The organism is Halomonas sp. NYA30 (genome assembly GCF_976980765.1).
Genome location: NZ_OZ334477.1, coordinates 2,822,377 through 2,843,714 on the forward strand (window position 1 = coordinate 2,822,377; position 21,338 = coordinate 2,843,714).

The 21,338-nt window shown below is 56.0% G+C and carries 21 protein-coding genes; 12 read left to right on the forward strand and 9 right to left on the reverse strand.

The features are described from left to right. Nucleotides 1-23: 23 nt before the first annotated feature. The 7 genes from ACWI0H_RS13140 (at nucleotide 24) to ACWI0H_RS13170 (ending at nucleotide 6,524) form a co-directional block, all read left to right on the forward strand. Nucleotides 24-893 (forward strand): aldo/keto reductase, encoded by an 870-nt coding sequence (locus ACWI0H_RS13140; protein ID WP_485873653.1) that lies wholly within the window; start codon nucleotides 24-26, stop codon nucleotides 891-893. Between the two features lie 65 nt (nucleotides 894-958). Then, nucleotides 959-1,906 (forward strand): carbohydrate kinase family protein, encoded by a 948-nt coding sequence (locus ACWI0H_RS13145; protein WP_336274423.1) that lies wholly within the window; start codon nucleotides 959-961, stop codon nucleotides 1,904-1,906. Between the two features lie 180 nt (nucleotides 1,907-2,086). Then, nucleotides 2,087-2,806, forward strand: a complete 720-nt coding sequence (locus ACWI0H_RS13150; RefSeq protein ID WP_485873654.1) for a FadR/GntR family transcriptional regulator — start codon at nucleotides 2,087-2,089, stop codon at nucleotides 2,804-2,806. A 42-nt stretch (nucleotides 2,807-2,848) separates the two neighbouring features. After that, nucleotides 2,849-3,997 (forward strand): galactonate dehydratase, encoded by a 1,149-nt coding sequence (dgoD, locus tag ACWI0H_RS13155; RefSeq protein WP_336274421.1) that lies wholly within the window; start codon nucleotides 2,849-2,851, stop codon nucleotides 3,995-3,997. 3 nt (nucleotides 3,998-4,000) lie between these two features. Next, the gene (locus ACWI0H_RS13160) at nucleotides 4,001-4,984 is read left to right on the forward strand and encodes a 2-dehydro-3-deoxygalactonokinase (protein ID WP_485873655.1); all 984 of its coding nucleotides are present in this window, start codon (nucleotides 4,001-4,003) and stop codon (nucleotides 4,982-4,984) included. Nucleotides 4,985-5,006: 22 nt separating this feature from the next. Continuing rightward, the gene (locus tag ACWI0H_RS13165; RefSeq protein WP_485873656.1) at nucleotides 5,007-5,609 is read left to right on the forward strand and encodes a 2-dehydro-3-deoxy-6-phosphogalactonate aldolase; all 603 of its coding nucleotides are present in this window, start codon (nucleotides 5,007-5,009) and stop codon (nucleotides 5,607-5,609) included. A gap of 18 nt (nucleotides 5,610-5,627) precedes the next feature. Next, entirely contained in the window at nucleotides 5,628-6,524 is an 897-nt protein-coding gene (locus ACWI0H_RS13170; protein ID WP_485873657.1) for an SMP-30/gluconolactonase/LRE family protein, read from the forward strand. A 93-nt stretch (nucleotides 6,525-6,617) separates the two neighbouring features. Here the strand turns inward: ACWI0H_RS13170 and ACWI0H_RS13175 are convergent, their stop codons facing one another. The 4 genes from ACWI0H_RS13175 to zwf form a co-directional block, all read right to left on the reverse strand. Then, on the reverse strand, nucleotides 6,618-8,213 hold the full coding sequence (locus ACWI0H_RS13175) for a solute:sodium symporter family transporter (protein ID WP_485873658.1): 1,596 nt from the start codon (nucleotides 8,211-8,213) through the stop codon (nucleotides 6,618-6,620). A gap of 263 nt (nucleotides 8,214-8,476) precedes the next feature. Beyond that, nucleotides 8,477-9,139, reverse strand: a complete 663-nt coding sequence (locus ACWI0H_RS13180; protein WP_008956979.1) for a bifunctional 4-hydroxy-2-oxoglutarate aldolase/2-dehydro-3-deoxy-phosphogluconate aldolase — start codon at nucleotides 9,137-9,139, stop codon at nucleotides 8,477-8,479. A 71-nt stretch (nucleotides 9,140-9,210) separates the two neighbouring features. Then, nucleotides 9,211-9,876 (reverse strand): 6-phosphogluconolactonase, encoded by a 666-nt coding sequence (gene pgl, locus ACWI0H_RS13185; protein ID WP_485873659.1) that lies wholly within the window; start codon nucleotides 9,874-9,876, stop codon nucleotides 9,211-9,213. A gap of 1 nt (nucleotide 9,877) precedes the next feature. Further along, on the reverse strand, nucleotides 9,878-11,383 hold the full coding sequence (gene zwf, locus ACWI0H_RS13190) for a glucose-6-phosphate dehydrogenase (protein ID WP_336274415.1): 1,506 nt from the start codon (nucleotides 11,381-11,383) through the stop codon (nucleotides 9,878-9,880). Nucleotides 11,384-11,672: 289 nt separating this feature from the next. Here zwf and ACWI0H_RS13195 point away from each other — a divergent pair, with 289 nt between their 5' ends. Genes ACWI0H_RS13195 through trkA form a run of 4 tightly spaced genes read left to right on the forward strand, consistent with a single transcriptional unit; the run spans nucleotide 11,673 to nucleotide 16,448 of the window. Then, nucleotides 11,673-13,163 carry a TrkH family potassium uptake protein gene (locus ACWI0H_RS13195; protein ID WP_485873660.1) on the forward strand — a complete coding sequence of 497 codons (1,491 nt, stop codon included), beginning with the start codon at nucleotides 11,673-11,675 and terminating at the stop codon, nucleotides 13,161-13,163. 9 nt (nucleotides 13,164-13,172) lie between these two features. Continuing rightward, a complete protein-coding gene (locus tag ACWI0H_RS13200) occupies nucleotides 13,173-14,366 on the forward strand; it encodes a sensor histidine kinase (protein WP_485873661.1) in 1,194 nt (397 codons plus the stop codon). Beyond that, entirely contained in the window at nucleotides 14,356-15,078 is a 723-nt protein-coding gene (locus ACWI0H_RS13205; RefSeq protein ID WP_485873662.1) for a response regulator, read from the forward strand. The genes ACWI0H_RS13200 and ACWI0H_RS13205 overlap by 11 nt, the downstream gene beginning before the upstream one ends. Further along, nucleotides 15,075-16,448 (forward strand): Trk system potassium transporter TrkA, encoded by a 1,374-nt coding sequence (gene trkA / locus ACWI0H_RS13210; protein WP_485873663.1) that lies wholly within the window; start codon nucleotides 15,075-15,077, stop codon nucleotides 16,446-16,448. The genes ACWI0H_RS13205 and trkA overlap by 4 nt, the downstream gene beginning before the upstream one ends. A gap of 30 nt (nucleotides 16,449-16,478) precedes the next feature. Here the strand turns inward: trkA and ACWI0H_RS13215 are convergent, their stop codons facing one another. The 4 genes from ACWI0H_RS13215 to gap all read right to left on the reverse strand — a co-directional run bounded on the left by ACWI0H_RS13215 (nucleotide 16,479) and on the right by gap (nucleotide 19,576). Then, nucleotides 16,479-17,222, reverse strand: a complete 744-nt coding sequence (locus ACWI0H_RS13215; RefSeq protein WP_485873664.1) for an anti-sigma factor — start codon at nucleotides 17,220-17,222, stop codon at nucleotides 16,479-16,481. Further along, nucleotides 17,219-17,773 (reverse strand): sigma-70 family RNA polymerase sigma factor, encoded by a 555-nt coding sequence (locus ACWI0H_RS13220; protein ID WP_336274450.1) that lies wholly within the window; start codon nucleotides 17,771-17,773, stop codon nucleotides 17,219-17,221. Before ACWI0H_RS13220 ends, ACWI0H_RS13215 begins: the two co-directional genes overlap by 4 nt. A gap of 118 nt (nucleotides 17,774-17,891) precedes the next feature. Continuing rightward, nucleotides 17,892-18,413, reverse strand: a complete 522-nt coding sequence (locus ACWI0H_RS13225; RefSeq protein WP_485873665.1) for a DUF3455 domain-containing protein — start codon at nucleotides 18,411-18,413, stop codon at nucleotides 17,892-17,894. A gap of 161 nt (nucleotides 18,414-18,574) precedes the next feature. After that, on the reverse strand, nucleotides 18,575-19,576 hold the full coding sequence (gene gap, locus ACWI0H_RS13230; protein ID WP_008956989.1) for a type I glyceraldehyde-3-phosphate dehydrogenase: 1,002 nt from the start codon (nucleotides 19,574-19,576) through the stop codon (nucleotides 18,575-18,577). A gap of 219 nt (nucleotides 19,577-19,795) precedes the next feature. Between gap and ACWI0H_RS13235 the strand changes: the two genes are divergently transcribed. Continuing rightward, entirely contained in the window at nucleotides 19,796-20,272 is a 477-nt protein-coding gene (locus ACWI0H_RS13235; RefSeq protein ID WP_008956990.1) for a methylglyoxal synthase, read from the forward strand. Nucleotides 20,273-20,296: 24 nt separating this feature from the next. On the opposite strand, the gene cra is transcribed toward ACWI0H_RS13235, so the two are convergent. Next, the gene (gene cra, locus ACWI0H_RS13240) at nucleotides 20,297-21,274 is read right to left on the reverse strand and encodes a catabolite repressor/activator (RefSeq protein WP_485873666.1); all 978 of its coding nucleotides are present in this window, start codon (nucleotides 21,272-21,274) and stop codon (nucleotides 20,297-20,299) included. Nucleotides 21,275-21,338: the final 64 nt, after the last annotated feature.

The window sequence follows — 21,338 nt, forward strand, 5'->3', positions numbered from 1 at the left end:
ACAACACCAATACGGAACCTGCTATGCCCGCCGCCTTTTTTGATGTGCCGTTTTTACTCGGCATGATGCGCCTGCACGAAGCACCCGCCATGCACGAACCTGAGCGATTAGCAGAATGGATTGAAGCGCGCCTGGAACAAGGCCTTAACTGGTTTGACCATGCAGACATTTACGGCAGCGGCCAAGGGGAGACGCTTTTTGGCGCCGCGCTACGGGCGCGCCCTGCCCTGGCTCAGCGGGTCAATGTCGTCACCAAAGCGAGCATCGCCAACGACAACCCCGCCCCTGGTTCGGGCAAGGTAAAGCACTACAACGCTAGCCCTGCTTATCTTAATAGCGCCATTGATGGCTCACTTGCGCGTTTGAATGTCGAACGTCTCGATCATTTCCTAATTCACCGCCCCGATCTACTGATGAATGCGGAAGCGACCGGCCGGGCGCTGGACGACGCCATTGACGCCGGCAAAATTGGCGCAGCAGGTGTTTCCAACCATTTGCCCAGCCAGTGGCGGCGCTTACAGGGCGCCATGCATCACCGCTTATCAGCTAACCAAATCGAGCTCTCGATTGCCCACACAGCGCCACTGTTTGACGGCAGCTTTGATGATCTCTGTGCCGAAGGCCACGCGCCCATGGCATGGTCACCTTTGGCAGGTGGGCAGTTAATGCATGGCGCCGTTGGCGACTGTTTGGATAAGTGGGCAACAGAGCTTGATAGCACCCCTAGTGCTTTAGCGCTGGCATGGCTGCGCAGTCTTCCTAACTCGCCAGTACCGGTAATTGGCAGCGTTAAACCTGAGCGAATCAACGACATGCTTAAAGGCCCTGCCACGCTACCTAGGGAAGCCTGGTATGAATTGCTAGAAGCCGCCCGCGGCCACTGCGTGGCATAAGGCTATTTGTATAAAACGACGCGGTACAAAACAACTATTACGTTAATTACACTAAGGAGCCACTGATGACGCCAATCATCGCCTTTGGGGAAGCACTGGTGGATATGCTCTCCAGCCGTCTAGGGGCGGCAAAGGATGCACAGGAAACCTTTACGCCCTACGCCGGTGGTGCTCCCGCTAATGTGGCGGTCGCCTGCGCTCGTTTAGGCGTACCCAGCCAGTTTCTAGGCATGGTGGGCGACGATACGTTTGGTCACTTCATCGTGCGCGAACTCAACAGTCACGGCGTCGACACCAGCGGCGTGGTATATACCCGAGAAGCCCGTACAGCGCTGGCGTTCGTTTCCCGGGATGACCAGGGCGAACGCACTTTTGATTTTTATCGCCCACCCGCGGCTGATCTGCTTTATCGTCTTGAGCACCTACCCCACGGTGTCTTTGAGAACCCCGCTATTTTACACCTGTGTAGCAACAGCCTGACCGACCCTGAGATTGCCGATGTCACCCTAGCAATGGCCACCATGGCCAAACGGGCAGGTTGCCTGGTCAGCGTAGACGCCAACCTGCGTCACAATTTATGGCCCGGTGGCGAAGCGGATGCCAGCTTAGTCACGCAGCTGCTAGACGGCGCTGAGCTGCTCAAGCTCTCACAGGAAGAGCTTGATTACTTGCGTGCCGACCACCCTGCGGAGTCGTGGCTTTCAGAGCGGCTAGCGGCAGGGGTAAAAGTTATCTTAATCACCGACGGCCCCAACGATGTCGTACTGAAAGGCGTCGGTATCGACCAGCGAATTGCGCCACCCAAAGTGGAAGCAGTCGATACCACCGCGGGTGGCGACGCTTTCATTGGCGGGCTGCTGGCGGAACTCTCGGCCCACGGCATTAATGAGAATTGGCACAACGATAGCGACTTTCTGCGGCGTGCAGTGGATACCGCCTGCCGCTGCGGTGCGCACGCCGTCACTCGGCCGGGCGCCTACGCCGCACTGCCGACCCGAGCCGATATTGCTTAGTCAGTAAAAACACATAAGCATTAATTAAATGGCGCGCCTGCTTCAGACGCGCCATTTTTTGTCCGCGCGAGGGGTCACTAAACACCCTGTTAGCTCGTACTTATGTCTAATCTGGCTTGCTTGTAGAAATGTCAGACATTTAATAGACTGAGGGTAATACGGCCATTGACGAGATCCGCCATGACGTTGGACGCTCTACCGCCCCACCAGGGGGGCGCTGAACAGTTAGCGTGCCTACTCGCCCAGGCGCTGCTGACAGGCCATTGGCAGCCGGGTGATACCTTCCCCCGCGAGCTTGATATCGGTAAACACTTTGCGGTGAGCCGCAATCAGGTACGCAATGCGCTGACCAGCCTCTCCGCGGCAGGGCTACTGGAACGTACGGCGGGTCGGGGCACGCTGGTGCGCGAAATGGGCGACTGGCACCTGCTCGACCCACTGATGAGCGAGTGGATGACCGGCCTGGTCAATCTTGACCCTCAGCTGGTACGGGCTATTTACGCCTTTCGTTTTTCTGCCGAACCAGTAGTCGCCGGGCTCGCCGCCCAGGCCGCTGAAGCTGAAGACCTCGAACGCTTGGAGCGCGCCTTTGCGGGTATGGAAAACACCGCAGGCAGCGTTGATGCACGCGCCGAGCATGCGGAATACGACGTTGCCTTTCACGATGCCACCTATCGCGCTAGTCACAATTTAGTCTGGCGACAAATGGGGCATTTACTGCGCCCATCCATCATGGCGTTGATTCATGGCTCTCAACACCGTACTGACACCTTGGACGACAGCCTCGCCCGCCATCGTCAAGTACTTGACGCTATCCGCCATCGCGATGCCAGCGCTGCAGAAACCGCCGCCAGAGAAGTGCTGCGCCGCACCGCCATTGACCTTGGCATTGTTAGCTAACATTACTCAATAAATATTTCCTATCCAAAAGGATGACCGGACATGAAAATTACCAAGCTCAAAACCTGGCAAGTTCCTCCGCGCTGGCTGTTTCTCAAAATCGAGACTGACGAAGGCTGCTACGGTTGGGGAGAACCGGTGATTGAAGGCCGCGCCGCAACCGTTGAAGCCGCCGTGCACGAGCTTTCCGACTACCTGATCGGCCAGGACCCGCACCGAATCGAACACCTCTGGAACATCATGTATCGCGCCGGATTCTACCGCGGTGGCCCTATTCTGATGAGCGCGATTGCCGGTATCGATCAGGCGCTATGGGACCTTAAAGGTCGCGATCTGGGTGTGCCCGTTCACCAGCTGTTAGGCGGCGCCGTACGCGACAAAATGCGCATGTACGCCTGGACCGGCGGCGATCGACCAAGCGACGTGGGCGCTGGTGCCAAGGCCTTGGTCGAAAAAGGCTTTACTGCCTTCAAAATGAACGGTACGCCCGAACTGCAAATCGTCGACTCCCATCGCAAGATTGATGAAGCAGTAGCACGAGTCGCTGAAGCGCGAAACGCCGTGGGCCCGGATGTCGGCATTGGGATCGACTTTCATGGCCGTGTGCATCGGCCAATGGCCAAAGCATTGCTGCGCGAGCTGGAGCCTTTTCACCCGATGTTCGTGGAAGAGCCGGTCGCCCCGGAGCACTTGCCTTGCCTGAAGGATATTGCCGGTGGCCTGGGTTACCCGCTAGCCACCGGGGAACGGCTGCACACCCGCTTCCAGTTCCGCGACCTGCTGGCCGACGGCATGATCGACATTATTCAGCCCGACATTTCCCACTGCGGCGGTATCAGCGAAGGGCTCAAAATCGCTGCCCTGGCCTCGGCCTACGATGTCGCCCTGGCGCCCCATTGCCCACTCGGCCCGTTAACGCTGGCCGCATCGCTACAGCTGGATGCAGTCAGCCACAACGCCTTTATCCAAGAGCAGAGCATGGGTATTCACTACAATCAGGGCAACGACGTGCTCGACTACTTGGTCGATAAATCGGCGCTCGCCATTGAAGACGGTTTCTGTGCTATTCCCCAAGGTCCAGGGCTTGGCGTTGAGATCAACGAAGAGTTCGTTGAGGAGCGCGCCAAAGTGGGGCACCGCTGGCGTAACCCGGTTTGGACGCATGAAGACGGTTCAATTGCGGAGTGGTAAGCCATGGAATCAAGCACAATGCGTGAAACGACTGAAATAGCACATCAGTTGGCCTGGATTGCCGTGGATTGGGGTTCTAGCAACCTACGCGCCTGGGGTCTAGATCAACACGACCAGGTAATTGCCCAAGCCAGCAGCGATAAGGGCATGCTATCGCTTAAAGCCGATGAGTATGAAGCCGAGCTGCTACGGTTAGTGGGTGACTGGCTGCCCATGAATGCGCCTACAAAGGTGTTAGTGTGTGGCATGGCGGGCGCCCGCCAGGGCTGGTTGGAAGCCGCCTACCTGCCGGTTCCAACGCGACTAGACCAACTGAGCCAAGGCGCGGTGACGCCCAGGCTTGCAGGCAGCCAGCTGCACGTTTATCTGCTGCCAGGTTTAAGCCAAACCCGCAGCGCGACGGCCCACTTTGACGTGATGCGCGGCGAAGAGACCCAGCTGGCGGGTCTGGTCGCCGATACGCCTGACTTTTCAGGCCTCGCTTGTCTGCCCGGCACGCACGCCAAATGGGCTACCCTGGAAGCAGGCGCCGTCACCCAGTTCACTACCTATCTGACCGGTGAGCTTTATCAGCTCTTGGCACGCCAATCGGTTTTGCAGCACTCCATCGGCAGTGATGACTTGAACGATGCGGCCTGCCGTGATGCCTTTGTGACAGCGGTCAGCGAAAGCCATGAAGCCCCCGAAACCTTTAGCAGCCGTCTGTTCGGCCTGCGTGCGCAAGATTTACTCGATGGTCGGTTACCCGCTGGCGACACGCGTGGTGCGGTATTGGCAGCCAGGCTCTCTGGACTCGCCATTGGCCTTGAGTTTGCTGGCGCCTGCCGTGAGTGCCCCACCGATATGCCCATCATGCTGATTGGCAACCAAGCGCTTAGTCAGCGCTATACGCTGGCGCTCAATGCTATCGGCTATCAAACCCAGCATGTGGATGGCGACACCGCCGTATTAGCTGGCCTGCGCCTCGCCCATTATGCGTTAAAATAATTTAAGCATGGAGAAATTGCCTATGTCGCTGCCACTGATTGGTATTTTGCGCGGTGTAACGCCTGATGAGGCCGTTGAAATTGCGGAAGCCGTGCTAGCCGCAGGTATCACCCAGATCGAGGTACCGCTTAATTCACCCAACCCACTAGAGAGCATTCGTCGCTTGGTAGACGCATTTGGCGAGCGCGCAGTCATTGGTGCAGGTACGGTGCTCACGCCAGCTCAAGTACGCGATGTTCACGCTGCAGGGGGACGCTTGATCGTTTCGCCCAACTGTCGGCCAGCGGTGATTGAAGAAACCCACCGGCTGGGTATGGCGAGTTGGCCGGGGATTGTCACGCCCTCTGAAGCCTTTGATGCACTCGATGCAGGGGCGACAGGGCTTAAACTCTTTCCCGCGGTGCAGGTAGGCTTAGAAGGTATGAAAGCGGTACGTGCCGTATTACCGGCAGGCACACGGCTATATGCCGTGGGTGGCGTTGGGGTCGATAATTTCGCTGAGTGGCGCGCCGCTGGCGTCGACGGCGCAGGCTTGGGCAGTGCACTGTACAAACCCGGCCAAAGCGCTGCTCAGGTACGACAACAAGCGCAAGCCCTTGTTGATGCTTGGTCAGCGGGAGAATAATAAGGAGAGCACACAACAATGAATACAGACATCAGTGTTTCAACGTGGCAGGCCGAGTTAGCGGTTGATAGTCGCTGTACGCTGGGGGAAGGCCCGCAGTGGGATGCTATTAATCAGCGCCTTTATTGGTGCGATATTCTCGGAAAGCGATTGCACTGGCTCTCCCCCGCTACCGGGGAAAGCGGCAACTATCAGCTTGATCATATGGTCTCGCTGGCCACGCCGCTTGAAGGCGGCGGGCTGCTGTTAGTCGGTGAAGATCGCTTATGCAGGTTCGATACCCATAGCGGTAGCGTAGAAACGTTTTGTGATTTCGAAACCGATAACCCGATCACGCGTAGCAATGATGCCCGTGTCGATTGCCATGGCAGTCTGTGGCTTTCCACCATGGGCAAGAAGGCCGAAAAAGGCGCGGGCAGCCTTTACCGCCTACATCGTGGCAAGCTCACACGGTTACGCTCAGGCTTAACGATTCCTAACGCTATTTGCTTCTCAGCCGATGGCTGTTTTGCCTGGTTTACCGATACGGTGACGGGCGTGGTGATGCGCTGGGCGCTCGACAGTGAAGGTTGGCCCAAAGGTGAACCGCAGCCCTGGGCGGACTTCTCCTCTACCCTGGGTAATCCCGATGGCGCGGTAGTCGATAGCGAAGGCTGCCTTTGGCTAGCACTGTGGGGGGCGGGACAAGTTGTGCGTCTGAATAATGACGGAAAAGTGATAGGCCGTGTTGAGCTGCCGGTCAGCCAACCCTCTTGCTCAGCATTTGCAGGTTCTGACCTAAAAACGCTGTATATCACTACGGCCCAAGAGGGATTTAGTGATGAACAGCTAGCCCAAGAGCCAACGGCAGGTTCGCTTTATGTGGTCGAAACCGGTATCAAAGGGCTTGTCGAGCCGCTTTTAAAGCTGGCATAACCGCCATTTGCAAGCGACCTTAAAGTATAAGACCCCGCTATAGCTAGCAGGGTCTTATTCGTTGTGGGTTTAAGCTTTTCGGATAGCTAATTTTTAACCAGCAAAGCTTATATACATAACGATCACTAACACCACCAACACGATGCCAGCAGGCACGGCGCCTTTCCAGGGGGTTAGATCGACGTCGCCGCTGTATTCCTGAACCCAATCAGTTTCACGCGGGCGAAGCTTGCCGATGATCAGCATCACTGCCACTAATAACACGAACACCAGCGCCACAAAGTGGAACTCGTGCATGACCTGCGGCAGCAGCGTGAACGGTGGCACAAAATAACCGGCAGCAATCAATAAGCAACCGCCCACCAGGGCAATCTTGGCCGCCATAGGCGGAACACGTTTGGTCAGCAGGCCAACCAGCACCACCGCTAGAATCGGAATAAAGTAGATCGCGTTCATCTTCTGCAGGTAGCCAAACAGGCTTTCCTGGCCGGCCAGCAGCGGCGCGATGATCATGGTAATGATGGCCATGATCCAGCCAAACACTTTGCCTGATTTAACCACCTGCTCTTCGGTAGCCTCTTTATTCAGTACACCTTTATAGATGCCCAGGCTGAAAATCGTGGTGGTGCTGTTAAGCGCGGAGTTAAACGACGACAGAATCGCACCCACCATCACTGCGGCGAAGAAACCGGTGAGGTAAGGGGGCAGTACGTTAAACACCAAATGGCCGTAGGCTTCATCGGCACGGACGCCCTGGTCAGCATAAAGGTGGTAAGCGATGATGCCCGGCAGCACCAAGTACAGCGGCCCCAGCAGCTTGAAGAGACCGGTCAGCAGAACCCCCTTCTGGCCTTCGGCAAGGTTTTTGGCCGCAAAGGTACGCTGGATAATCTGCTGATTGGTGCTCCAGTAGAAAAGGTTGATCAGGAATACGCCGGTAAACAGGGTGAAAAACGGCACCTGCTGTTCAGCGCCACCAATCGAATTAAGCTTATCCGGGTCGCTCTCTTTAAGGATGTTCCAGCCTTCCATAATGCCCGTGCCGTCACTGACGGCCTGCAGGCCGAAATAGACGATGACGAAACCACCGATCAGCAGCCCGACGCCGTTAAGCGTGTCGGAAACCGCTACCGTGCGCAGCCCGCCAAACAGCGCATACACCGAGCCGATAATGCCGACGATCCACACCGTTAACCAGAGCAGCGTCGAGGACGACTCAATCCCGGTTAATCCAGGAAGATCAAGCATTCCCTGCAACCCGATGGCGCCCGAATAGAGGATAATCGGCAGCAGAATCACCGCGTAGGCAATCAAGAAAATAATATTGGTGATTAGCTGCGTTGTTTTATCAAAACGTATTTCGAGTAACTGTGGCAACGTGGCAATGCCACTTTTCAAAAATCGCGGCAGGAAAAAGAGCGCCAGCGCTACCAGCGCAATAACCGCCACCACTTCCCAGGCCATTACACTTAAACCATCGGCAAAGGCAGCCCCGTTCAACCCTACCATTTGCTCGGTAGAGAGGTTGGTCATCAATAGTGAGCCAGCAATCAGTGGAAAGGTTAGCGTGCGACCAGCCAGAAAGTAGCCGCTGGTGCTTGAGTGATCATCGCGGCGCGTAATGCGCCAAGTGATAAAGGCGACAAGTCCTGTAAAGAACAGGAAGGACGCCAGGGTCAACGCGTGCATATTGACTCACCTCATCATCATTATAAGTGGCACGCACGTTACGGTATGCGCGGATTAAAATGTCAGACATATTATTCAGTCATTTTAGACGAGCTGAATATAGCCCCGTTATACACCTTTGGTCTTAGTCGCTCCTTCAAAGCGCCAAGTGGGCAAAGTCAGCACATAAAAAAGCCCCGGCTCTGTTCTTAAACATAACGTTTAAAAACATAAACCAGGGCGGCTGCCAGCGCTGCTGCTATTGATACGCAGCGGCAGCTTACTTAATGATGAAAACGCTCGGCTGATTGGCGGGCGAGTTCACGGATACCGTCCCAATCTTCCGCTTCCACCATTGCTTTAGGCGTCAACCAGGAACCGCCGACACACATCACATTCGGCAACGATAAATAGTCATCGGCGTTATCAACAGTGATACCGCCGGTGGGACAAAAGCGTGCTTCAGGAATCGGCGCTCCAAACGCTTTGATCGCTTTAGCCCCACCGCTGGATTCTGCTGGGAAGAACTTAAACCGGCGATAGCCATACTGCCAGCCAGTCATCAACTCAGAAACGGTTGAGACGCCTGGCAGCATCGGTACCGGGCTTTCCACGCCATAGCGGTAGAGAGCGTCGGTGGCACCGGGAGTTACCACAAAATCAGCGCCGACCTGCTCGGCTTGGCGATACTGGGCCGGGGTTAATACCGTGCCCACGCCAATGCTGGCACCGGGTAATGCTTCGCGCATGCGTTTAACCGCTTCCAGAGCACAATCGGTACGTAGGGTGACTTCCAGTACAGTTAACCCCCCTTCCACTAGGGCGCGGCCCAGCGGGACAGCGTCCTCCAAGCGCTCAATAGTGATGACGGGGATTACCTCAGCTTTTAAGCAGATGCTATCAAGCTCGGCGGTACGTGTAGACGGTAACTGTTTATCGATAGTCATGAGTGAGACTCCAAGCAAATTATTATTGACTAAGGCGGTTAACTCTCAAGGGCGGGCCTAAAGGATTGACCTTAGGGCGCCCAGTAAATCGCCAGTGGGCAGGTTAAAAAGACACGTATCGGCAGTTGACGTACATCGTCGCCGTTCAATGCCTTGGCCAATACGGCACGTTTGTCGTCGCCGGTAATATGTAGAAAATGGCGGCGCGCTTGATGTAAGCGATCCGCTGAAAAAGTAATTCGTGGCTGCGGCTGGCTAGGGGTGCGTACTGCCACAAGCAACTCATCCGTGGCGAGTGCCAGGTCAAGCTCACGGCTGTCAGGAAACAGCGAGGCGGTGTGACCATCGCCGCCCATGCCCAGAATTACGACGCTAGCGGGCCACGCCAATGCATCCATTCGCTTAGCGACTTCCTCGACACCTTCTTCCGGTGTCGCGGCATCACAAGTTAACGGTATAAACTGGGCAGCCGTCGCTTCACCCTGCAACAGGTGTTCGCGTACCAGCTTGGCGTTGCTATCGGTGCTTTCCTCTCCGACCCAGCGCTCGTCGGCAAGGGTGATGTCAATGCGATCCCACGGCAGTGGCTTGGCCGCCAGCGCCTTAAAAAATGGTACCGGTGTCGAGCCACCTGAGACGACTAACAGAGCGCGCTCTTGATTATTTAAATCGTCTTGAAGGGCTTGAAACACCGCTTCGGCAAGCTGCTCGGCGAGCTGTTGGCGTGCTTGGCTCATATTAATAATCCTCGTACCAGCTACGGCCGTCTTGGGTGATCATGGCGATGGAGGCGACCGGCCCCCAGGAACCCGCCGGGTAACGACGCGGCGGCGTGTCACGTTTTTTCCAACCGTCAATCAGTTGGTCGCACCAGCGCCATGCGTGTTCGATTTCATCGCGGCGAACGAACAGGTATTGCTGCCCTTTCATGACTTCCAGCAATAGCCGTTCGTAGGCATCGGGAATGCGCGATTTCGGGAAGGCACTGTTAAAGTCCAAATGTAGCGGGCCGGGGCGCAGGCGCATGCCTTTATCCAGGCCACTGTCTTTGGTCAACACTTGGAGAGCGATACCCTCTTCCGGCTGTAAGCGGATGATCAGCTTATTGGAGGCAATATTGCGCTGGTCCGGGTCGAAGATATAGTGCGGCTGCTGGCGGAAGTGAATCACAATCTGCGACAGTTTCTCCGGCATCCGTTTACCGGTGCGCAAATAAAACGGTACGCCCGCCCAACGCCAGTTAGCCACTTCGGTTTTCATCGCGACAAAGGTTTCGGTCTGGCTCTGGGTATTGGCGCCCTCTTCTTCTAGATAGCCGGGTACCGACTGCCCATCGCTGTTGCCCGCGATGTACTGACCGCGCACCACGTCTCGATCTAGCGCTTCGCCCACAAAGGGCTTGAGTGCTTTCAGCACTTTCACCTTCTCGTCACGGATGGCATCGGCATCCAGGTTCGAGGGTGGATCCATGGCGATTAAGCACAGTAGCTGCAGCAGGTGGTTTTGCACCATGTCGCGCAACTGACCTGCCTCATCGAAGTAGCCCCAGCGACCCTCAATGCCCACTTTTTCCGCTACGGTGATCTCCACATGGGAAATGTTGTTCTGATTCCACTGAGTGCCGAATAGCGGGTTGGCAAAGCGGAGTGCGATCAGGTTCTGTACGGTCTCTTTGCCCAAATAATGGTCGATGCGGTAAATCCGCGACTCGGGAAACACCTCGCCAATGGCGTCGTTAATTTCAATTGAGGAGTGCAGATCGGAGCCAATCGGTTTTTCAACCACCACGCGGGACTCTTCATCCAGACTTTTGCTGGCCTGAAGATGGCGGCAAATATCACCGTAAATACGCGCGCCGACAGAAAGATACACCACCATCGGGCGGGGTGACCCCTTTCGCCACTGGCGGATAGCGTCGTACCCGTCGACACTGGAAAAATCGAGTTGCAGGTAATCCAGGCGGGCGAGGAAGCGTTCTAAGCTTTGCTTGTCCTGCTCGCCGCTTTTCAGTCGCTTTTGCAGCGCGTCGTTAACCAGTTGCCGAAACGACGCCACATCGTGCTCTTGGCGAGCCAGCCCCATGATGCGCGTGCTTTCAGGCATTAAGCCTTCACGGTCAAGATGGTATAAGGCAGGAAACAGCTTGCGCATGGCAAGATCACCCAGCGCCCCAAATAGCGCTAAATCGATAGCATTATTTGGATCGCCCAGCGGCGCACCGTGGGAAGCATTGGACTGGCTCATCGTTGCTCCTATTTATAGTTAGTCAATCTAATGTAGTTAGATTACCTAAAACCTACCTGAAAGAAGACATTGTACGCAATAATTTGTGTAATTTTACTACAAAAATTGGGATTATCTACCACCAACAGCTCATAACACTCTCTCTGCGTCGCTAAAGCGCGAAATGGACCCGTGACAACAGAGCTATTTCACAAATAATTATCCAAACGGCTTGGTTTTTACAGACTTTTTATGGAAGGCCATGTTCTCTTAGCGCATGCTTTAGAATACTAAATGGCGAGTCAGGTATATGACACCTTTTACACCGTTGTTTCATCGCAGTAGGGATATGTATCGGCACTGGGCCCCTGTCTTTAAAATCATGTCGATTCTCTGGGTAGTACTGGCCCTATTCATGCTGGCTCCCCTGATTGTATTGCTTATCGAGCATGATCCCGACGCCCCCGCCTTTGGCATCTCTGTGCTGTTCATAGTGGGGGCGGCCGCACTTACCTGGCTACTCACCTTCCGGGCCACGCTGGAGCTGAAGCCCTGGCAGATGTTCATTCTGACCGCTGCCAGCTGGGTCACCATCAGCGGTTTTGCCAGCCTACCGCTCGTACTTGGCGCACCCCAGTTGACATTTACCAATGCCGTCTTTGAATCGGTTTCGGCGATTACCACCACGGGGTCGACCATCCTGGTCGGCATCGAACACTTTTCCGATGGCCTGAAACTGTGGCGGGGGCTGATGCAGTGGATGGGCGGCATCGGCATTATCGTCATGGGCATCGCCATCTTGCCGTTTCTGAAAGTAGGCGGTATGCGGCTGTTCCATACTGAATCATCCGACTGGTCGGATAAAGTGATGCCGCGCACGGGTGGTATCGCCAAAGCAACCCTTACCATTTATGTGGCTTTGACCCTGGTCGCGATTGGCAGTTACTGGACCGGTGGCATGACGCTGTTGGACGCCACCGTACATGGCATGACATCGCTTTCCACCGGCGGATTTGCCAACTCCGACGCCTCCTTTGGAGCCTATAGCGGCCAGCCTTGGTTACTCTGGATGGCCAGCTTTTTCATGCTCAGCGGTGCGCTTCCCTTTGTGCTGTATATCCGTTTTATACGAGGTTCAAGCAGCGCCTTATGGCAAGACCAGCAGGTACGGGGGCTGTTGCAGCTGCTGTTTACCGCGGTTCTGCTTATTAGCCTCTGGCGAGTTGCTCACGGAGATAACTGGTTTGAGTCGTTGACCCACGTCACCTTTAACGTCGTATCCATAGTAACCACCACCGGCTATGCCTCTGACGATTATACGCTTTGGGGTGCTCTCCCGATGATGGCATTTTTCTACCTCACCTTTGTCGGCGGCTGCAGCGGTTCGACCAGCGGTGGGATGAAAATCTTCCGCCTGCAGATTGCCACCTTGATGCTGCGTAATCAGTTGCACTACTTGATCCATGCCAATGGCATATTTACCACTCGCTACAATCAGCAACCGGTAACCAGCGACATCTCACGCAGCGTAGTCGCCTTTTCATTCTTTTTCTTCATTACCATCGCCGCACTGGCACTGGGCCTTTCCGCGTTGGGACTTGATTTGGTAACTGCCCTTTCTGGTGCCGCCACGGCGGTTACCAATGTAGGTCCCGGTCTGGGTGACATCATTGGCCCTGCGGGCAACTTCGCCTCCCTGCCCGACGCTGCAAAGTGGCTACTATGTATCGGCATGCTGATGGGACGTCTGGAAATTTTGACGGTCGTCGTACTGCTGACTCCGATGTTCTGGCGCCGCTAGCGAATTACCATGAAGGACGACAACATCATGCCGCTTGGCAAATCAATTAGCAGGTCCGCCTCGCACTTCGTTCGTCGGTTGCGCGCTCCCACGCCGTTTGAAATCCTCATCGCGCTGGCGAGTACCGGTGCTGCGCTGCTGATTGCCTGGGGTCTGTACGCCTGGCTGGCACTCGCCAATCTTTCGTTGATCTTTCTTACCGCGGTACTCACCAGCGCTGTTTTGGCTGGGAGCTATGCGGCTTTGCTCAGCGCCCTGCTGGGGTTTCTGACCTTCAACTTCTGCTTTACCGTCCCGCATTTTTCGCTTGCGGTCGAAGAGCAGGAGCAGCTACTGACGCTGCTATTCTTCCTATTGGTGGCACTCGTAGTGGGCAAGCTCGCCGGTGATAGCCGACAACGGCTGCTGGAGCTGAGTGAGGCGCGCCTTGCAGAAGAGCAGGAAAGGCTGCGGTCCGCGCTACTCTCATCGGTATCCCACGACTTACGTACCCCGCTGGCATCAATCATTGGCGCTGCCAGCTCGCTTCGCACCCTGGATGCTCAGCTGACCCAGCAGGATCGCTTCGAGCTGCTGGATGGCGTGTTGAGCGAAAGCGAACGGCTAAATCGCTATATACAGAACCTGCTGGACATGACCCGCCTCGGCCATGGCGATATGAAAATCGAGCGTGACTGGGTCGCGTTTGACGACCTGGTGTCATCAGCTCGTAAGCGCCTGGGCAGCATCCTCGATGGCCTGCAGATAAGGCAGCACTGGCCTGACGACCTGCCCCTGCTCTACGTGCATCCAGCCCTGATCGAACAGGCCCTGGTCAATGTGCTGGAGAATGCGGCTCGTTTCTCGCCCCCAAATGGCTGCATCACTATCGAAGCCCGCTGCTCCGGCACTTACAGAGCTGGGAAAAGTGGCTCTACTAAGCCCAACAATGATGATACGCCTACCCTGCTATTTTCAGTCACCGACGAGGGCCCCGGAATTCCGCCAGCGCTGAGGGAACGGGTATTCGATATGTTCGTTACTGGCCATGAAGGTGATCGCAGCCGACATGGAAGTGGCTTGGGGCTGGCGATTTGCCGCGGCATGCTGGGCGCCCACGCAGGGCAGATCCACGCCAGTCAAGGGCCCGTAGGGATCGGCACTAAGATCACCATGTCACTGCCGCTACCCTCCAAACGCGAGGAGGCAGACAATGAGCAGTGATCAAGTGCGGGTATTGGTCATCGATGACGAACCGCATATTCGCCATTTCTTGCGCATCAGCCTTGCCTCCCAGGGGTTCCAGGTGATCGAGGCCGCCACTGGTCGTGAAGGGCTGGAAAAACTCAGCGCCGGTGCATCTGCACCCAACGCGGACATCGTTCTGTTGGATCTTGGCCTACCCGATATGGATGGTCAGCAGGTACTCGATGCCATCCGCCAGCATTATGAAGTGCCCGTTATCATCGTTTCGGTTCGCGGGCACGAGGCAGAAAAAGTGCGTGCATTGGATAACGGTGCAAGCGACTACGTTACCAAGCCATTTGGTATCCAAGAGTTGTTGGCCCGTATTCGGGCTTTATTAAGACTGCGCGCCAGTCCCAGTGCTCAGCGATTCAACCATGGTGGACTGGTGGTCGATATCGCCGCCCACCAAGTCAGTTTGAATAATATTGCGGTTCATTTAACGCCTAAAGAGTTTGCCGTTCTGGCCCATCTTATCGCTTGTGCTGGACGCGTCGTGACTCAGACCCAGCTACTTCGTCAGATCTGGGGCCCTACCCACCAGGACGACAGCCACTATTTGCGTATTGTGGTGAGCAAACTGCGCTACAAACTCGGCGACGATCCCCAGTCGCCTACCCTGTTACAAACAGAACCCGGCATTGGTTACCGGCTCTCCCTTGAGCCTGACCGTGAGGACAATAGCCCATGAAAATCATCATTCTCGGCGCTGGCCAGGTCGGCGGCACCTTGGCAGAACACCTCGCCCGCGAGGAAAACGACATCACGGTCGTTGATACCGATGCCAAAAAACTGCGCGATCTGCACACCAAGCTCGATATCCGCACCGTGACCGGGGCGGGCTCCTACCCCATTGTGCTGCGCCAGGCAGGCTGCGAAGACGCCGATATGTTGATTGCAGTGACCAGCAGCGATGAAATTAACATGATCGCCTGCCAGGTCGCCCACACGCTGTTTCGCACTCCGACCAAGATCGCCCGGGTGCGCGCTACGGCGTACCTGACCCGCAAGGGGCTATTCGCCCACGAAGCGATTCCCATTGATGTCCTCATCAGCCCCGAGCAGGTGGTCACCGACCACGTGCGCCGCCTGATTGAGCACCCCGGCGCCCTACAGGTGCTGGAGTTTGCCGGTGGCCTAGTGCAGCTGGTGGCGGTAAAGGCCTTCTATGGAGGCCCGCTGGTGGGCCAGGATTTAGCCTTTCTGCGCCACCATATGCCCAACGTGGATACCCGTGTAGCGGCGATCTACCGACGCAACCGACCGATTATTCCCCGCGGCGATACGGTGATTGAAGCCGATGACGAGGTCTTCTTTCTCGCTGCAAGGCGGGATATTCGCGCGGTGATGAGCGAACTGCGTCGGGTCGAGCGGGATTTTCGTCGGGTAGTGATTGCCGGGGGTGGCAATATCGGCGAGCGACTCGCCGAGCATCTGGAACACAGCCACCAGGTTAAGATCATCGAGCACAACCTGGAGCGCTGTACCACGCTTTCTGAGCGCTTGGATCGCACCGTGGTGCTTCACGGTAGCGCCACCAGCAAGCGGCTGCTGGAAGAGGAGAACATCGAAGAGTGCGATATCTTCTGCGCGCTGACCAACGACGACGAGGTCAATATCATGTCGTCGCTGCTCGCCAAGCGTTTAGGCGCCAAGAAGGTACTGACGCTGATCAACAACGCCGCTTATGTGGATTTGGTGCAGGGTGGCGAGATCGATATCGCTATTTCGCCCCAGCAGGCGACTATTGGCAGCCTGCTGACTCACGTGCGACGCGGCGACATCGTCAACGTCCACTCGCTGCGCCGGGGCGCCGCCGAAGCAATTGAAGCCATTGCCCACGGTGACAAGCAGTCCTCCAAAGTGGTCGGCCGTACTATCCGCGAGATCGACCTACCGGAAGGCACCACGATTGGGGCAATTGTGCGCGGCAAAGAGGTCATCATCGCCCATGGCGATGTGAAAGTGGAAAGCGGCGACCACGTGATTCTTTTTGTGGTCGACAAACGCCGCATTCGCGACGTGGAACGCCTGTTCCAAGTTGGCTTATCGTTCTTTTAAAAACACTTTTAACAGGCGCTTTTAGAGTGGCTAAATCTCGACCGCGCGACCAATAAACTCAATGGGCCCGGTGGGCAGACCGGTGGCCGAACCGGTTTCATCTTCCAGCGTAAGCTCAAACAGCTGGTTATCTTCCAGCGGCGGCAACTGGTCTAGGCGCATCCTAATGGGTTGGCCAGGCTCTACTAAACCAAGCGATACCGGAGCCTGCCACTCATCCGCCTTGGTCCAGAACTCTAGTGCCTTACCTTCAGGCACTTCGAAGGTGCCCAGCGGGATGAGCTCTATTTCCTGCCGCGACGATGCCTGGACCACCCAGCCCGCTGACTGTGTTTGCGGGGCAAGCAGAACCACCATGTACTCGGGGGTAGTTGAAATAGCCGGTTCAGTGACTTCATTTGCCAGCATTACCCCCATGACTAACGCCGCCGCCAAGCCAAACCCGGCAGCACCACGCCAAAGGGGCAAGCTGTGTAGCATGCGCCGTGGTCTGGGAGGCACAACAACAGAACCGGTACGTTTATCGGACGCTTCTCGTGCCTTTAGGCTGCGCTCAATACGTGGCCATAAATAATCAGAGGGCGTTACCGGATCGGTGATAGCGGTATAGGGCAAGAAACGCTCTTCCCAAGCCATCACGGCTTTTTGCAGTTCAGGCTCATTGGGTAACCGAGCTTCCAGCGCTTTGCGCTGCTCTAACGACAGTGTGCCTAGCACGTATTCACCCGCCAAGGCATGGTCATCTTCGCGTTCGTGATCATTAGGGCGGGTCATGCCATACACTCCCGTAAGCGCAGTAAACTGCGTTTTATCCAGGCTTTAACGGTACCGAGGGGCGCCCCAGTATGGGCAGCAATTTCCGCGTGACTGAGGCCATCGACATAGGCGTGAAGTACACAGTTACGCCGCTCGGGCTCAAGTTGCTCTAAACAGCTATCCATCCGCTGGCCGGTCTGCCAATCAAAGGCTTCTTCGGCAACATCAGCGTGCTGGAAATGTTCGTCATGATCAAATTCGGAGGGGACATCGCTATCGAAGGTAATTTCACGGTCACGGTAACGAATAGCATTTAATGCCAAGTGACGCGCGACACTAAATATCCATGCTCGCGCAGACCCTTTGTCAGGGTCGAAACTATCGGCGCGTTGCCAAATATTAAGACAAGCATCGTGAACAATATCTTCCGCCATGCCACGATCTTTAACGATTCGTAGTACCACACCTAAAAGCCTGGCACCTTCGTGAATATAGAGTTGGTGCAAAGCGTCATGCTCGCCGCGGGCACATTTAGCCAATACAGCAGCATGATCAAATTCTGAAGACACGTCAGTCAAACCATAGCTCCCTGGTGACGGCACCGACGCCAGTCGTCGTTTTCACAGACAGCATATCCGCTAGGGACTCAACAAACGAGTCCCCAGCGGAATTAGCGTTCCAGTCGACTTATTCAGCCGCCCAGAAGATGTAATCCGCTTGATAGGTGACTACGGCGGTTGCACCGTCATGTTCCATGTCGCAAGCGACGTCAGGAGCGACACCCCCTTGGGTGTTCAAGCGCTGAATATAGCTAACGCCCGTCATTGCGCCTTCGCCTTCAGCAGGGTTGGCTTCAACAAGCTGGAGCGGAATGTTGCCATCGCCATTAGCGGCTGTGGCTAGCTGGGTGCCGGTGATTTTTGAACCGTCCAGCGCTTCCCATGTTGCTGGCGGGCCATAATAGCTACCCACTTGGCTGCCATCGCTATCATTAAGCGCAGCGTGTGGGCCTTTAAATACCCAGCCCATGTTGCCGTCGTCGTTGGTTTCACACATATAGGTAATAGCGCCAACGCCAACCGTTTCGAGGGCGATGGTGTTGCCGTCCGGTACTTGGACATCCGCAGGCGTTTCGGCCAAAGCGGCTTGACTGAAGGATGCAATCAGTGTGGCGGCCAAAGTAGCGCGCGTTAGATGATGAAGTGTCATTTCAGTCTCCTAAAAGGGTTGTTATCAGCTGCCGTAAATGGCGGCTGTATAGGGAATACCCGCGAGAAGACGTTTTGGATGCACTATTTTTAAAAAATAAAAAAACCCTGAGCAAGGGCTCAGGGTAACGAGTAGGAATAGTTAGCAGTGTTCGCTATAGCTTAAGCGGTCTTCTGCATTGCAATGGCGGTGTCCAGCATGCGGTTGGAGAAGCCCCACTCGTTGTCGTACCACGCCATAATCTTAACCAAGCGACCATTTACACGGGTGTGATTGGTATCGAAGGTGGATGAGTTGGCATCGTGATTGAAGTCGATGGAGACCAGCGGCTCGGCATTAACCGCCAGCACCGGCGAATTCGCAGCAGCCTTCTCGACGATGGCATTGATTTCTTCTTTGGTGGTATCGCGACTGGCGGTGAAAGTAAGATCCACCAGCGACACGTTGATCACCGGCACGCGAACTGCCAGGCCATCGAACTTGCCAGCCAGTTCCGGCAATACTAAACCTACCGCCGCTGCTGCCCCGGTCTTAGTCGGGATCATGGAGTGGGTCGCACTACGAGCGCGGTAAGGGTCAGAGTGGTAAACATCCGACAGGTTCTGGTCGTTGGTGTAAGCATGCACCGTGGTCATCAGACCGTTCTCGATCCCTACCGCATCGTTCAGCGCTTTTGCTACCGGCGCCAGGCAGTTGGTGGTGCAGGAGGCGTTGGAAACCACCGTATGCTCGGCGGTTAGAATATCGTCATTCACGCCGTATACAATGGTGGCATCGGCGTCGGGGCTGGGCGCAGAAATAAGCACCCGCTTGGCGCCAGCAGTAATGTGCTTGGCAGCCGCCTCACGCTTGGTAAACAGCCCTGTGCACTCCATCACCAGGTCGATATTCATCGACGACCACGGCAACTGTGCTGGGTCACGCTCGGAGGAGATCGCGATACGATCACCATCCACCGTGATGCTCTCGTTGTCATGCTCTACCTTGAAAGGGAAGTGGCCATGCACGGTGTCGTGACGCAACAGGTGGGAGTTCAGCGAAGGATCGCCCAAATCGTTGATAGCGACAACCTGTACACGGTCGCGGTAGCTGTTCTCGTAAAGGGCGCGCAGTACATTGCGGCCGATACGGCCAAACCCGTTAATCGCAACTCTTATTGTCATGATATAACTCCTCAATTAACCAATGGTAGCAAGTGTCGCATTTAGTAAAAAAATTACTAAAAATACGTATTTAAGCGTCATGAGGCTGAAAATTCGTATAACAACGGCCCCAAAAGGCTTGTAAATATCCAATATGTAGTAAAATTACTATATAAACGCTACTGTAGTCCAACATTAAAAGCTGGTCTTAGAAAGCCAATACAAGTAAAGGGTTCCGCCATGAGTGATGCACAACCGCCCCGCCAAGCTATCCGCACTCTACAAGCACGCAAACGCATTGCACTGATTGCCCACGACGGCAAGAAGGTCGAAATGCTGGAGTGGGCGACCCGCTGGCAAAGCGTGCTCAGCCAGCATGAGCTGATCGGCACCGGCACCACCGCCGGGCGCTTGAAAACCGCGCTGGGACTCGACGTTGAAGGGTTGATGAGCGGGCCGTTGGGCGGCGACCAACAAATTGGTGCACGCATCGCCGAACAGCGCCTTGATGTACTGATTTTCTTTTGGGACCCCTTCTCGCCGCAGCCTCACGACCCCGACGTCAAGGCGCTGCTGCGCTTGGCCGCCCTGTGGAATGTGCCTGTTGCCTGCAATGCGGCCACCGCAGACTTCCTGCTTTCATCGCCCTATCTGGGCGAAAGCTACGATATGTCGATTCCGGATGCCAACGCTTGGGCCCAGGCCAGAACGGTCTAAGCAGCAAGCATCAGAACGCCCTGTTCAGCGGGTGTGCAGGTGGCGGGCAACTACCTGCAGCCCGCACTCGTAGTGGCCGTCCAAGGCGGCCAACGCGCAGTTCAGCGTCAACGCAGCAATCCGGTCATAATCCTGCAACGCTGAATTGACCGGCTGGGGGAGAAAATCCAGCAGCCGGTGATCGCCAAAGGTGGCCAAACGGATATTGTCTGGCAAGCCGCCACGCTCCAAGAACACATCAAAGACCCCTTCCAGCAGCGTGTACGACGCCGTTACCAGTGCATCGGCGCCGCCCTCCTCATCCAACAGCCGGGCTGCAAGGCGCGCCCCTTCGCTACGCTCATAGCTCACTCCACTCAAGATCAGCGGCACAACCTCCGTGCCACTCAATGCCGCCTGGAAACCGCCCCGCCGTTCGCGGCTGATCGACAGGTTCGGCATTGCCTCCAGCCACGCCACACGTTTGGTCGCCCTACCGATTACCGAGCGTGTCAACGCCTCGGCCGCTTCGCAGTCATTGCTCACCACGCTGGAAAACAGTGCGGGATTCAGGCCACGATCCATGCCCACCACACACCAGCCCTCGTCTACCAGACCGGCGTAGAAGGTGTCGTCGCTGGGCAGACAACTGGCGGTGATCAACACCTCGCAGCGCTGGGCACGCAGCGCCAGGGCGAGTGCTCGCTCGCTCTCTGCACAGTCATCTGAACTGACAATCAGCAACTGATAGCCCTGCTCCCGCGCACCACGCTCCAGGCGTTTCGCCAGCCGGGCATAACTGATGTTCTCCAGGTCCGGCACGATAAGGCCCAGCAGACGGCTAGCCCCACGACGCAGAGCGGCCGCCTGCGGGTCTATGTGGTAACGGTGCTGACGTACTACTGCCATCACTTTCTCAATCGTTGCCACGCTAATACGGCGCTGCTCGGCCTGGCCATTAATCACGTAGCTAGCGGTCGTGCGCGAGACGCCGGCTAGCCGGGCAATATCGGCGAGTGTCATTCGGGTTCCCCTTGGTGTGACCGGGCAGTTTATCAGCAAGTAAGCGCCTACCAGACCAAAGTCT

What these genes read in the sequence shown, in the direction of transcription:
- ACWI0H_RS13205 (WP_485873662.1), top strand. Translation starts at nt 14,356, where the DNA reads ATGAGCAGTGATCAAGTGCGGGTATTGGTCATCGATGACGAACCGCAT.
- ACWI0H_RS13235 (WP_008956990.1), top strand. Translation starts at nt 19,796, where the DNA reads ATGAGTGATGCACAACCGCCCCGCCAAGCTATCCGCACTCTACAAGCA.
- gap (WP_008956989.1), bottom strand. Translation starts at nt 19,576, where the DNA reads ATGACAATAAGAGTTGCGATTAACGGGTTTGGCCGTATCGGCCGCAAT.
- ACWI0H_RS13140 (WP_485873653.1), top strand. Translation starts at nt 24, where the DNA reads ATGCCCGCCGCCTTTTTTGATGTGCCGTTTTTACTCGGCATGATGCGC.
- ACWI0H_RS13225 (WP_485873665.1), bottom strand. Translation starts at nt 18,413, where the DNA reads ATGACACTTCATCATCTAACGCGCGCTACTTTGGCCGCCACACTGATT.
- pgl (WP_485873659.1), bottom strand. Translation starts at nt 9,876, where the DNA reads ATGAGCCAAGCACGCCAACAGCTCGCCGAGCAGCTTGCCGAAGCGGTG.
- zwf (WP_336274415.1), bottom strand. Translation starts at nt 11,383, where the DNA reads ATGAGCCAGTCCAATGCTTCCCACGGTGCGCCGCTGGGCGATCCAAAT.
- ACWI0H_RS13170 (WP_485873657.1), top strand. Translation starts at nt 5,628, where the DNA reads ATGAATACAGACATCAGTGTTTCAACGTGGCAGGCCGAGTTAGCGGTT.
- cra (WP_485873666.1), bottom strand. Translation starts at nt 21,274, where the DNA reads ATGACACTCGCCGATATTGCCCGGCTAGCCGGCGTCTCGCGCACGACC.
- trkA (WP_485873663.1), top strand. Translation starts at nt 15,075, where the DNA reads ATGAAAATCATCATTCTCGGCGCTGGCCAGGTCGGCGGCACCTTGGCA.
- ACWI0H_RS13195 (WP_485873660.1), top strand. Translation starts at nt 11,673, where the DNA reads ATGACACCTTTTACACCGTTGTTTCATCGCAGTAGGGATATGTATCGG.
- ACWI0H_RS13165 (WP_485873656.1), top strand. Translation starts at nt 5,007, where the DNA reads ATGTCGCTGCCACTGATTGGTATTTTGCGCGGTGTAACGCCTGATGAG.
- ACWI0H_RS13150 (WP_485873654.1), top strand. Translation starts at nt 2,087, where the DNA reads ATGACGTTGGACGCTCTACCGCCCCACCAGGGGGGCGCTGAACAGTTA.
- ACWI0H_RS13145 (WP_336274423.1), top strand. Translation starts at nt 959, where the DNA reads ATGACGCCAATCATCGCCTTTGGGGAAGCACTGGTGGATATGCTCTCC.
- ACWI0H_RS13160 (WP_485873655.1), top strand. Translation starts at nt 4,001, where the DNA reads ATGGAATCAAGCACAATGCGTGAAACGACTGAAATAGCACATCAGTTG.
- dgoD (WP_336274421.1), top strand. Translation starts at nt 2,849, where the DNA reads ATGAAAATTACCAAGCTCAAAACCTGGCAAGTTCCTCCGCGCTGGCTG.
- ACWI0H_RS13180 (WP_008956979.1), bottom strand. Translation starts at nt 9,139, where the DNA reads ATGACTATCGATAAACAGTTACCGTCTACACGTACCGCCGAGCTTGAT.
- ACWI0H_RS13175 (WP_485873658.1), bottom strand. Translation starts at nt 8,213, where the DNA reads ATGCACGCGTTGACCCTGGCGTCCTTCCTGTTCTTTACAGGACTTGTC.
- ACWI0H_RS13215 (WP_485873664.1), bottom strand. Translation starts at nt 17,222, where the DNA reads ATGACCCGCCCTAATGATCACGAACGCGAAGATGACCATGCCTTGGCG.
- ACWI0H_RS13200 (WP_485873661.1), top strand. Translation starts at nt 13,173, where the DNA reads ATGAAGGACGACAACATCATGCCGCTTGGCAAATCAATTAGCAGGTCC.